This is a genomic window from Streptomyces sp. NBC_00012 (assembly GCF_045040875.1).
In the GTDB taxonomy this organism is placed as follows: domain Bacteria; phylum Actinomycetota; class Actinomycetes; order Streptomycetales; family Streptomycetaceae; genus Streptomyces.
Map to the genome: position 1 here is coordinate 6,494,134 of NZ_CP108309.1, position 11,450 is coordinate 6,505,583.

Annotated in this window: 9 protein-coding genes and 1 pseudogene; 3 read left to right on the plus strand and 7 right to left on the minus strand. The window is 73.1% G+C overall.

The genetic code is table 11. The features are described from left to right. The first annotated feature begins 72 nt into the window (after nt 1-72). Both OHA19_RS29760 and lgt read left to right on the plus strand, forming a co-directional pair. Nucleotides 73-897 carry a DsbA family protein gene (locus OHA19_RS29760; RefSeq protein ID WP_405752232.1) on the plus strand — a complete coding sequence of 275 codons (825 nt, stop codon included), beginning with the start codon at nt 73-75 and terminating at the stop codon, nt 895-897. 110 nt (nt 898-1,007) lie between these two features. Further along, entirely contained in the window at nt 1,008-2,045 is a 1,038-nt protein-coding gene (gene lgt / locus OHA19_RS29765) for a prolipoprotein diacylglyceryl transferase (protein ID WP_405711697.1), read from the plus strand. Nucleotides 2,046-2,104: 59 nt separating this feature from the next. On the opposite strand, the gene OHA19_RS29770 is transcribed toward lgt, so the two are convergent. The 7 genes and pseudogenes from OHA19_RS29770 to OHA19_RS29800 all read right to left on the minus strand — a co-directional run. Beyond that, complete coding sequence (locus tag OHA19_RS29770) at nt 2,105-2,911, minus strand: HpcH/HpaI aldolase/citrate lyase family protein (RefSeq protein ID WP_405711695.1); 807 nt, start codon at nt 2,909-2,911, stop codon at nt 2,105-2,107. After that, the gene (locus OHA19_RS29775) at nt 2,908-4,107 is read right to left on the minus strand and encodes a CaiB/BaiF CoA transferase family protein (protein WP_405711693.1); all 1,200 of its coding nucleotides are present in this window, start codon (nt 4,105-4,107) and stop codon (nt 2,908-2,910) included. Before OHA19_RS29775 ends, OHA19_RS29770 begins: the two co-directional genes overlap by 4 nt. Further along, nucleotides 4,104-4,988: a ribokinase gene (gene rbsK / locus OHA19_RS29780; protein WP_405752234.1), complete on the minus strand. Its 885-nt coding sequence runs from the start codon at nt 4,986-4,988 to the stop codon at nt 4,104-4,106. The genes OHA19_RS29775 and rbsK overlap by 4 nt, the downstream gene beginning before the upstream one ends. Then, complete coding sequence (locus OHA19_RS29785; RefSeq protein WP_405752237.1) at nt 4,985-6,358, minus strand: ADP-ribosylglycohydrolase family protein; 1,374 nt, start codon at nt 6,356-6,358, stop codon at nt 4,985-4,987. The genes rbsK and OHA19_RS29785 overlap by 4 nt, the downstream gene beginning before the upstream one ends. Continuing rightward, nucleotides 6,355-7,542 (minus strand): ADP-ribosylglycohydrolase family protein, encoded by a 1,188-nt coding sequence (locus OHA19_RS29790; RefSeq protein WP_405752239.1) that lies wholly within the window; start codon nt 7,540-7,542, stop codon nt 6,355-6,357. Before OHA19_RS29790 ends, OHA19_RS29785 begins: the two co-directional genes overlap by 4 nt. Further along, nucleotides 7,484-8,698, minus strand: coding sequence for an ADP-ribosylglycohydrolase family protein (locus OHA19_RS29795; RefSeq protein WP_405753325.1), 1,215 nt, complete (start codon nt 8,696-8,698; stop codon nt 7,484-7,486). Before OHA19_RS29795 ends, OHA19_RS29790 begins: the two co-directional genes overlap by 59 nt. Nucleotides 8,699-8,932: 234 nt before the next feature. Continuing rightward, a pseudogene (locus tag OHA19_RS29800) lies at nt 8,933-10,108 on the minus strand (ADP-ribosylglycohydrolase family protein); the annotation flags it as partial. Nucleotides 10,109-10,370: 262 nt separating this feature from the next. Here OHA19_RS29800 and OHA19_RS29805 point away from each other — a divergent pair. Further along, the gene (locus OHA19_RS29805) at nt 10,371-11,105 is read left to right on the plus strand and encodes a VIT1/CCC1 transporter family protein (RefSeq protein ID WP_405711686.1); all 735 of its coding nucleotides are present in this window, start codon (nt 10,371-10,373) and stop codon (nt 11,103-11,105) included. Nucleotides 11,106-11,450 lie beyond the last annotated feature (345 nt).

An 11,450-nucleotide genomic window follows, 5' to 3' on the forward strand; every position in this document is an offset into this window, starting at 1 on the left:
CGGGTGTAATCCGAACGAGTGGACCTGGACCGGGGAGGCACGCGCGTGCCTCCCCGGTTCGTTGCTGCGGGTGTGAGCGAGAAGAACGAACAGGGAAAAAGGGCCGCGCGAGACCGGCTCGTACAGCAGCGCGAACGCCAGCGGGCGAGCGAGCGCCGCAGGCGCACGCTGATCGTCACCGGTGCGGTGGTGGGCGTGCTGGCGCTGGCCGCCGTCGTCGGCGTGATCGCCGCGAATTCGGGCGGCAAGAGCGGCAAGAACGAGGCGGGCCCCGCGGTCGCGCCGTCCGGGGCGACCGGGAAGGACAGCCTCGCCATCCAGGTCGGTGCGGACGGCGCCCCGTCCACGCTCACCGTCTGGGAGGATTTCCGCTGCCCGGTCTGCGCCCAGTTCGAGAACGCCTTCCGGGACACGAGCCACCAGCTGGAGAGCAGCGGACAGATCAAGGTCGAGTACCACCTCGCCACGATCATCGACGGCAATCTCGGCGGCAGCGGCTCGCTGCGGGCGGCCAACGCGGCGGCCTGCGCACAGGACGCCGGCAAGTTCTCCGCCTATCACGACGTGCTCTACCGCAACCAGCCGCAGGAGACCGTCGACGCCTTCGGCGACAACGACAAGCTGATCGAGCTCTCGGGGAAGGTCCCGGGACTCGACACTCCCGACTTCCGCAGCTGTGTGAACGACGGCAAGCACGACAGCTGGGTCAAGAAATCCAACACGGCGTTCCAGAACGGCGGATTCCAGGGCACACCGACCGCGCTGCTCAACGGGGAATCGATCTTCCCGAAGAAGGGGACCGAGCCGATCACCGAGGCGAACCTGAAGAAGTGGGTGGCCGCGGCCAACAAGGGCAAGAAGCCGGCCCCGGTCACCCCCGCCCCGTCGGGCTCCTGACCGGTCCCCGGGCGGGGTCCGGCAAGGGGAATCGATGACCTGCCCGTTACCCAGAAGTTGTCGGGTGGGTTGCCGTACGCCCCACCCGGCAAGGTAGCGTCGACCTTGCCATGGACCTTGCCTATATTCCCAGCCCGTCGACCGGCGTGATCAATCTCGGCCCGATCCCGCTCCGCGGCTACGCGTTCTGCATCATCATCGGTGTCTTCGTCGCCGTCTGGTTCGGCAACAAGCGCTGGGTCGCCCGGGGAGGCAGATCCGGCACCGTTGCCGACATCGCCGTCTGGGCCGTGCCCTTCGGCCTGGTCGGCGGCCGGCTCTACCACGTGATCACCGACTACCAGCTGTACTTCAGCGAGGGTGAGAACTGGGTCGACGCCTTCAAGATCTGGCAGGGTGGCCTCGGCATCTGGGGCGCGGTCGCGCTCGGCGCCGTCGGCGCCTGGATCGGCTGCCGCCGCCGCGGGATCCCGCTGCCCGCCTGGGCCGACGCGCTCGCCCCCGGTCTCGCTCTCGCCCAGGCCTGCGGCCGCTGGGGCAACTGGTTCAACCAGGAGCTGTACGGCAAGGCGACCGATGTGCCGTGGGCGCTGAAGATCAGCGAGGGCCCCAACCGGGTCGCCGGCACCTACCACCCGACGTTCCTCTACGAGTCGCTGTGGTGCATCGGTGCCGCCCTGCTGGTGATCTGGGCGGACCGCCGCTTCAAGCTCGGACACGGCCGGGTGTTCGCCCTGTACGTCGCCGCGTACTGCGCGGGGCGGGCCTGGATCGAGTACATGCGGGTCGACGAGGCCCACCACATCCTGGGCCTGCGCCTGAACGTGTGGACCGCGCTGATCGTCTTCGTGCTGGCCGTGGTGTACTTCGTGATCTCGGCGAAGGTGCGGCCGGGGCGCGAGGAGATCGTGGAGCCGGGCGCCGCGGAGGAAGCGGCCCAGGCCGAGGCCGCGAAGGACGGCGGGGCAGGCGATGCCAAGTCCTCGGAGAACGACGGCGGTGCCAAGTTCTCGAAGGACGACGACACCGCCGAGTCCTCGAAGGACGACGGCGCCGGGCGTGCGGACGATGCCGATGCCGACGCCGACAAGGATGCGGACAGGACGCCGGAGAAGAACGGCACCGCGAAAGCGGCCAAGAACGGCTGAGCCGTGTGAACCCGTGCGTGGGGCCCCGGACCGATCGGTCCGGGGCCCCACGCGTGTGCTCAGCCGCCGGCCAGCGCCAGTGTCCTGCGGGCCGAGGCCACCACCGCCGCGTCGACGAACCGGCCGTCCGGCAGGGCCTGCGCGCCCTCGTCCGCCACGGCCGCCGCCACGATCTCCGCCGCCGCCTCGATCTCCCGCGGCGTCGGCCGGAACGCCCGATCGATGACCGGCAGCTGGCGGGGATGGATCGCCGCCCGGCCCAGGAAACCCAGCGCCCGGCCGTGCGCGCAGGACGCCCACAGACCGTCCAGGTCCCGGACGTCCGGGAATACCGACTGGGCGGGCGGGGCGAGCCCGGCCGCGCGGGCGGCGAGCACCACCCGGCTGCGCGACCAGTCGAGCCCGATGTCGTCCCGTACCCCCAGATCGGCCCGGAGGTCCGCCTCGCCGAGGGCGATGGACCGCACCTGGGGATGGGAGGCGGCGACCGAGTACGCGTGCTCGATGCCGAGCGCCGACTCCAGCAGCGGACAGAGTGCGACCCCCGGAGCCACGGCCGCGATGTGATGGACGGAGGCCGCATGCGTGATCTTGGGCAGCCGGAGCTCGGCGAGTCCCGGCAGCCCGGCCAGGGCGATCACGTCCGCCTCGGTGTGGACCCGGACGTGGACCGGCACGGCCGTGTCCCCGGCCGCTTCGGAGAGCAGCTCGGCGGTGGCCGACAGCGCGTACTCCTTGCGGTCCGGCGCGACCGCGTCCTCCAGATCCACGATCACCACGTCCGCGCCCGAATCCCGCGCCTTGCGCACCACCTCAGGCCGGTCCCCGGGGACGTAGAGCCAGGTGAGCGGGACCGACGCCGTCACAGGACGTGCTCCGCCCGCAGCGCCGAGATCTCCGGGCCCGACAGACCCAGTGAGGTGAGGATCTCCTCGGTGTCCGCGCCGTGCGGCCGGCCCGCCCAGCGGATCGCTCCCGGTGTCGCGGAGAGCCGGAACAGCACGTTCTGCATGCGCAGGGTGCCCAGCTCCGGGTCGTCGACCTCGGTGACGGAGTCCAGGGCCCGGTACTGCGGGTCCTCCATCACGTCCTGGACGTCGTGGATCGGCGCGATGGCCGCCTCGGCCTTCTCGAAGGCCGAAACCGCCTCCTGACGGGTGTGCCGGGCGATCCAGTTGCCGACCGCCTCGTCGAGCTCGTCGGCGTGCTCGGCGCGGGTGGAGCCTGCGGCGAACCAGGGCTCGTCGATCAGTTCCGCCCGGCCGACCAGGCGCATCACCCGCTCGGCGATCGACTGCGCGGAGGTGGAGACCGCGACCCAGTGCCCGTCCGAGGTGCGGTAGGTGTTGCGCGGGGCGTTGTTGCGGGAGCGGTTGCCGGTGCGCGGCTGTACGTAACCGAGCTGGTCGTACCAGATGGGCTGCGGGCCGAGCACGGTCAGGATCGGCTCGATGATCGCCATGTCGACGATCTGCCCCTGGCCGGTGCGCTCGCGCCCGGCGAGCGCCGCCATCACGGCGTACGCGGTGGCCAGCGCCGCGATCGAGTCGGCGAGCCCGAACGGCGGCAGCGTGGGCGGCCCGTCCGGCTCCCCGGTGATCGCGGCGAACCCGCTCATCGCCTCGGCCAGGGTGCCGAAGCCGGGGCGGTGCGCGTACGGGCCGAACTGTCCGAACCCGGTGACCCTGACCAGGACCAGCCGCGGGTTGACCGCGTGCAGCTCCGCCCAGCCCAGGCCCCAGCGCTCCAGCGTCCCCGGCCGGAAGTTCTCGATGATCACATCGGTCTCGGCGGCCAGCCGCAGCAGGACGTCACGGCCGCCGGGGGTGGACAGGTCGAGGGTCAGATTGCGCTTGTTGCGGCCGAGCAGCTTCCACCACAGGCCGACGCCGTCCTTCGTGGGGCCGTGCCCGCGCGAGGGGTCGGGCCTGCGCGGATGCTCGACCTTGATCACCTCGGCGCCGAAGTCGCCGAGCATGGTGGCGGAGAGCGGACCGGCGAAGAGCGTGGCGAGGTCGACGACCCGCAGTCCGGTCAGGGGGGCCTGCGCGGGCGCGTTCACGCGGCGTCGATCTCGGTGCGGTACGGCATGGACGTCGAGGCGCCCGGCCGCTGTACGCAGAGCGCGGCGGCCGACGACGCCCAGGCCAGCGCCTGGGGCACGGGCCGCCGCTCGCCGAGCGCGACGGCGAGTGTCCCGACGAAGGTGTCGCCCGCCCCCGTGGTGTCGACGGCGGTGACCTCGGGGGCGGGGAAGACGACGGGTTCGCCGCCCCGGGCCGCGTACAGGCAGCCCTTCGCACCGAGCGTGACGATCACCGCGGGGACCTGGCTGAGCAGATGGCGCGCCGCCGCATGGGGGTCGGTGAAGCCGGTCAGCGCGGCCGCCTCGTGCTCATTGGGGATCAACAGATCGACACAGTCCAGGAGTTCGGCGGGCAGGGGCTGCACAGGGGACGGGGTGAGGATGGTCCGTACGCCCTGGGCGTGGGCCGCCCGTGCGCCCTCGATCACCGCGGACAGCGGCAGTTCCAGCTGGAGGAGCAGCAGATCGGCTCCGGCGATGGCGGCCATCTCGCCGGGGCCGAGGGCGGTGACGGTGCCGTTGGCGCCGGGGATCACCACGATGGAGTTGGCCCCCGTGTCGTCCACGACGATGTGCGCGGTGCCGCTGGGGCCCTCGGCGGTGTGCAGCAGATCGGTGTCGACGCCCGCGTGCTCCAGGCCGGACCGGAGCAGGGTGCCGTACGCGTCGTCGCCCACCGCGCCGATCATCATCACCTCGCCGCCGGCGCGGGCGGCGGCGACGGCCTGGTTGGCGCCCTTGCCGCCCGGGACGGTGCGGAACTCCCGTCCGGTGACGGTCTCTCCGAGCCCCGGAGCCCGTTCGACGTATGCGACGAGGTCCATGTTGGTGCTGCCTAGCACCGCGATGCCGGTCATGGGCACAGTGCCTCCTTGTGAGTGAGCCGGTGGGTCTGTTCGGCGAGTTCGTCGAAGCCGATGGCGTCGAAACCGGGGACGGACGAGGCGAGCCGGTTCTTCAGCGGGGTGGTCCAGCGGTCGGGCAGCCGCTGTGCGGACCCGGCCAGCAGCCCGGCGAGCGAACCGGCCGTCGCGCCGTTGGAGTCGGTGTCCCAGCCGCCCGACACGGCCAGGCAGATGGAGAGCGAGAAGTCGCCGTCGGCATGGGTGAGGGCGGCGGCGAGCAGCGCGGCGTTGGGCAGCACATGGACCCAGTGGTACCTGCCGTACTCGGCGTGCAGCCGGTCGGCCACCGCGTCGAAGTCGGCATTGTCGCGGGCCGCCGCCACACCGAAGCGCACCGCCCGCGCGAACCGCGAACGCGGCGGCACGACGCGCAGCCCGGCGGCCAGACACCCGTGCACATCGCTCCCGCCGCCGGCCGCCTCGGCTAGCGCCGCGGCGGTGAACATCGCCCCGTACACCCCGTTGGCGGTGTGGCTGAGCACGGCGTCCCGATGGGCCTGCTCCGCAGCGGCCGCCGGGTCGCCCGGATGGGTCCAGCCGTGCACATCGGCCCGGATCTGCGCGCCGATCCACTCCCGGAACGGGTTGTGGTACCGGGCCGTGTGCGGGGGCTCGACGCCGTCCAGCAGATTGCGGTACGCGACCCGCTCGGCGGTGAACGTCCGGCCGGCCGGGAGCTCGTCGAGCCAGAGCCTCGCCAGATCGCCGGTGGTGAAGGACTGGCCGTACCGCTGGAGCAACAGCACGGTGAGCAAGGGGTAGTTGAGGTCGTCGTCCTCGGGCATGCCGTCGATGTTCTCGGCCAGCGAGTTGGCTGCGGAGCGACGGTTCCAGGGGTAGGTGGCGGCCAGCGGGGCCGGCAGGTTCCGGGCGGTGAACCAGGTGGTGAGCGGCCAGTTGCCGGTGGCGCGGGCCAGGGCGCGGATGCCGTCCAGCGGCAGCTTCTCGACGGGCTTGCCGAGCAGGCAGCCGGCCGCCCGGCCCAGCCAGGCGGCGTGCAGCCGGTGCCGGGTCACCGGCGGCGCGTCCGGCCGGGGCGCCGGCCAGTCGGGGCACGCGGCCCGGATCGCGGCCTGCTCCGTCGGCTCGTCCTTCTCCAACGGCGACTCCAGCAGGGCGAGTTCGTCGAGCAGCCGCTCGGCGAGCGCGCGCAGCTCCGGCGCCGGCGGGGTGGAGGCGCCCGCGCGTTCCGGGGCGGGGGCGCCGCCCGCCTCGTACCACCGGCGTGCGACGGCCCGCGCGTCGCGCCCGTCCTCGGCCGCCTGACGCAGCTCGTGCCCGACGAGGTCCTCGGGCTGCACCCATGTCACCCGTACGGTCATGGCGTACCTGCCAGCGAGGCGAACGCCGACTCGTGCGCGCGGCGCCGGGCCGTGTCCCGTACGAACACCTCGCGGGCGACGTCCGCCAGGGTCCGGGCGGGGGCGTGCAGATCGAGGCGGCTGGCCCCGGCGACCGTTTGCACCCAGTCGGCGGGGATCGCCCGTTCGCCGTGGAGCGCCCCCGCGAGGGCGCCGCTCATCGTGGCGATCGAGTCGCAGTCCCGGCCGTAGTTGACCGAGCCGAGGACCGTGTGCCGGTAGTCGCCACCCGCGACGAGCAGCATCCCGAGCGCGATCGGAAGCTCCTCGATGGCATGCAGCCGGGACGGCCTGCGGGCGCCGAGGGACGGGGCGCGGTAGTCGGGGCCGACCGTGTCGAAGGGGGTGACCGCGGCGCGCAAGGGGACCAGCGCCGACTCGAAGTCGCTCTGTTCCGCGGCCACTTCGCACACCGCCTCGATCGCCGACCGGGTGCCGTCCTTGGCGAGCGACAGGCAGGTGTCGACGACGGTGGCGGGGGTCGCGCCGGGTGCGCAGGCGGCGGCGACGGCTGCCGCGAAGACCCCGGCCGCCTCCCTTCCGTAGCTCGACTGGTGGGCGCCGGCGACATCCAGCGCCTCGGCGTACGCGGCCTCCGGGTGGGCGGCGTTGACCAGGCCGACCGGGGCCATGTACATCGCCGCACCGCAGTTGACGATGTTGCCGTTGCCCGCCTCGCGCGGATCGACGTGGCCGTAGTGCAGCCGGGCGACGATCCACTTCTCGGCGAGGAAGATCCGCTGGAGCGGCAGCGCCTCGGCCTCCAGCTCCGGGATCCAGCGGGGCCCCGAGATCAGCTCGGGCACGAGATGACCGGCGACCGCGTAGGCGTCGAGATGGTCGCGCACGGTGCCGTACACCCGCACCAGCGCATGGGTCATCAAGGTGTCGTCGGTGACGTGCCCGTCGCCCTTGTGGTAGGGGGCGATGGGGCGCGCGGTGCGCCAGTTCTCGCCGTCCCACGGGCCCACGATGCCGTCGATCCGCCCGCCGTGGCGGGCCACGATCTGCTCGGGGGACCGGCCCTCCACCGGACCGCCGAGCGCGTCGCCGACGGCGGCGCCGACGAGTGCGCCCGTGATCCGTTCATCGAGTGTGAGTGTCGTGGGTCCGGCCTCGGGCCGCAGGGGCGTCGTGGATGTCATGTCCGAATTGTCCACCCGGGGGCTTCGGTTCCGTGTCTGCCAGCAGCCCGGCGAGTTCGATGAGATCGGTCCCCGCGAGCCGGGGCAGCGCACAGCCCGCGAGGGTGCGGCAGGCCTCCCGCCAGCCGTCCGGGACGGCGCCGATTCCGCCGAGCGCACCGGTCAGCGCGCCTGCCAGGGCGGGCGCCGAGTCGGCCACCCGCGACAGGCAGGCGGCGGCGGGAACGGCCTGGGCGATCTGGCCGCGGGCGGCGGTGGCCAGGGCGAGGGCGACCGGGACGGTCTCGGCGGCGGCGATCCCGTAGCTGTAGACGTGGTCGACGATCTGATGCTCCAGCACGGGGACGAGGGCGAAGGCGCCCGCCGCCTCTCCGACGAAGTCGCGGGCGATCCGGACGGCGTGGACGGCGTTGCGGGCGATCTCGGTGCCGTCGGGGAGCTGGGCGAGCGCGGCGTTCACCGCGGTGTCCACGTCCGCCCCGCCCAGCGCCTCGGCGATGGCCGCCGCCATCGCGCGGGCCCCGTGCACCCCGTCGCCGTCCTGGGTGTAGCGCGCGTCGAACTCGGCGAGGTCGGCGGCGGCCGCGGGGTCCGCGGGGTGGGCGACGGCGAGTACGGAGGCCCTCACGCAGGCCGCGTCGTCGAAGTAGTGCGGGTTGTCGTGGCCGGTGGCGGGCGGGCGCAGCCCGGCGGCGAGATTGCCGAGCCCGGCGCGTACCGAGATCCGGGCGCGCAGCGGGAGCACCGCGGATTCGACCTCGGGGGCACGGGCGGCGGCCGCGGCGACCTCGGCGGCCAGGGCGTTCCAGGCGACGTCGACGGCGGCCCGCATCCGGCGTTCGGGGGAGAGCCCGTGCAGTGGACCGGCTGCCGACGTGAGCAGGGTCCCGGCGGCGAACGCCGCCCACTCGGCGTCGTCGGAGGGCCCCAGCCGCAGCGGTTCGGGCGGCTGGTTGAGCGCGATGGGGACGGGCAGCGTGGTGGTGGCGTTCTGCTCGGCGAACGTGTCGAGCTCCCGGGTGAGCCGCCGGGTCCACTCGGGCATCCGGGCCGCCCGGTGCCGGGCGGCGGGCCATCCGGCGGCGTCCCCGGAGGCGAGCCCGAGCAACAGCCCCTCGATCCGGGCCCGGTGCCCGACGATGGGACGGGTGCGCAGACGGGTGGCCGGGGCGGGGGTGCGGGGAGTGTCGTGCGGGGGTGGTGCGTCGGCCGTCGTACGCGGATCCTCCCGGGGTTCGTCGGTGTCCGTACGTGCACGGTTCAGGACCGGGCACTCGCTGCTGCTGCCGCCGCCGCCGCTGCTGCCGCCGCTGCCGTTGCAGCGCGCCTCGCCCGCCTTGCGCACCACGCCCGCTCCGTACGCCCCACCTGTCGCGCTTGTCCTGCCTGCCTCGTCTACCCCACCCGCCCCACCCGCCCCACTCGTCCCGCGAACCTCGTCCGCCTCGTCCGGAGTGAGCAACTCCGCGATCTCCAGGACATGATGGCCCCGCATCGTCGGCAGACAGCTGCCCCGGACCGGGCCGATCGCGTTCCCCCAGCGCCGTGGAATCGCGGACTCCCCGTTCAGGGCGCCGGCCAGGGCCCCCGCCACCGCGGCCGTGGTGTCCGCGTCGCGGCCCATGTTGACGGCCGTCAGCACCGCCGTACGGAAGTCGCCGTGCGCCGCCGCGAACGCCCCGAAGGCCAGGCCCACCGCCTCGGGCGCCAGGTCCGTCCACGGGTATCCGCCGATCACCACCGCGGAGCGCACCGCGCGTTCCATGGTGAGCCGGTCGGGGTAGCCGCGCTGCGCGGCCGCCACCGCGCGCCGCAGCGAACGTGCCGTCCAGGAGTCCATGGGGACGACCGACAGTGCGGCGGCGATCACCGAGGTGACCCCGGCCCCCGTCATCGCGGCGGCCACCCCGGCCGCCACCGCCTGGCCGCCGTAGATGCCCTCCCCGTCGTGGCTGACCCGCCCGTCCACCGCGACCAGCCGCGCCGCCTCGTCCGGCCGGCCGGCCGCGAAGACACCGAACGGTGCCGCTCTCATCGCCAGGCCGTCGCTCCAGGCGTGCCGGTGCTGGGCGGAGATCGGGGCGGCGAGTCCCCGGCGCAGGTTCTCCAGCGTCCCCCGTTCGCTGAACCCGGCACCGCGGAACGGCCCCTCGTCGAGATCGGCGATCCACAGGTGCCAGGCCCGCTCCACATGAGTGACGGTCAGCGCGGAACCGTGCCGGGCGAGCAGCAGCCCGGAGAAGATCGCGTACTCGGTGTCGTCGGTGCCCGCGGGGTCGTCGCTCACGAAGCCCTCGATCCGGCCCCAGCGGCGACGGATCTCCGAGGGCCGCAGGTTCTCCGCCGGTGCGCCCAGCGCGTCCCCGACCGCGAGACCGAGCAGCGAGCCGCGGGCCCGGTCGGCCAGGTCCCCCCGAGGCCCCTCACCCGGACCCGAGCCGCCCTGACCAGAGCCGCCCCGACCCGAGCTGTCCGGGCCCGAGCCGCCCTGACCGGAGCCGTCCGGTACCGCCGCTCCCGCGCCGCCGGTTCGCGGCTCTGCCGGATTTCCTGCGATCAACTCCATCGCGTCGACCCTCCGCTCGCACCGAGCCAGTTCTCGTCCTTCTCGATCTGTGCCACGCGGAGCGCCGACCGAGGCCGACAATCACAACAAAAGGGCCAGTCGGATGACGTGTCAGAGGTACTGAGCCAGGCCGTACTTACCTGGTCAGGAGGGTGGTAAGTACGGCCTGCCTTGCTGGCGGGAGCCGTTTTTCGTGCGTACTTTCGATGGTGTTGAGCGGGGGCGGAGCGAGGGAAACCCGCTGCCGGAGAAGGGGAGAGCCATGTCCATCATCGAGACCGACGCCGTACTGCACGAGGCGCACCGCGACAATCACACCCACCGTGATGTGAACGGCGGCTGGCTGCGTCCGGCGGTGTTCGGTGCCATGGACGGGCTGGTCTCCAACCTCGCGCTGATGACCGGCGTCGCGGGTGGTTCCGTCTCCCAGCAGACGATCGTGATCACCGGTCTGGCGGGCCTGGCCGCCGGTGCGTTCTCGATGGCGGCCGGCGAGTACACCTCCGTGGCCTCGCAGCGCGAGCTCGTCGAGGCCGAGCTCGACGTCGAGCGACGGGAGTTGCGCAAGCACCCCAAGGACGAGGAGCGGGAGCTCGCCGAGCTCTACGAGTCCCGCGGCGTCGAGCCCGCGCTCGCCCGCGAGGTCGCACGGCAGCTGTCGCGCGACCCGGAGCAGGCCCTGGAGATACACGCCCGCGAGGAGCTGGGCATCGACCCGGGCGATCTGCCCTCGCCGCTCGTCGCCGCGGTGTCGTCGTTCGGCGCGTTCGCACTGGGCGCCCTGCTGCCCGTGCTGCCGTATCTGCTCGGTGCGAGCGCGATGTGGCCGGCCGTGCTGCTGGCGCTGGTCGGGCTGTTCGCCTGCGGCGCGGTGGTGGCCAGGGTGACGGCCCGCAGCTGGCTGTACAGCGGGTTGCGCCAGCTGGCCCTGGGTGGGGCCGCGGCCGCCATCACCTACGGACTGGGCACGCTGTTCGGTGTGGCCGTCGGGAGCTGACCCCGCCCCGCACGCCGATGGAACGGGCAGGCACACCCGCAGGTGGGGGTGCCTGCCCGTGACGTGTTCGCCACTCATGTGGGAGTGGCTGCCCGTGACGTGTTCGCCACTCATGTGGGAGTGGCTGCCCGTGACGTGTTCGCCACTCATGTGGGAGTGGCTGCCCGTAGCGTGTCCGCCACCCGTGTGACGTACGTCTTGGTGACCGCCTCTGGGCGGGGCGGCCACCACGGGCTTAAAGTGAGTCCCTATGCAGGGCTACACATAAGTAGCCGTTACTGGGCGGTTTCATTTCCTTTGCCGCCGGGCATGACCCGTAGACACCGCAGGCAACGACGCCTGCTC

Coding starts and splice junctions, on each gene's coding strand:
- lgt (WP_405711697.1), top strand. CDS start 1,008: ATGGACCTTGCCTATATTCCCAGCCCGTCGACCGGCGTGATCAATCTC.
- rbsK (WP_405752234.1), bottom strand. CDS start 4,988: ATGACCGGCATCGCGGTGCTAGGCAGCACCAACATGGACCTCGTCGCA.
- OHA19_RS29785 (WP_405752237.1), bottom strand. CDS start 6,358: ATGACCGTACGGGTGACATGGGTGCAGCCCGAGGACCTCGTCGGGCAC.
- OHA19_RS29790 (WP_405752239.1), bottom strand. CDS start 7,542: ATGACATCCACGACGCCCCTGCGGCCCGAGGCCGGACCCACGACACTC.
- OHA19_RS29805 (WP_405711686.1), top strand. CDS start 10,371: ATGTCCATCATCGAGACCGACGCCGTACTGCACGAGGCGCACCGCGAC.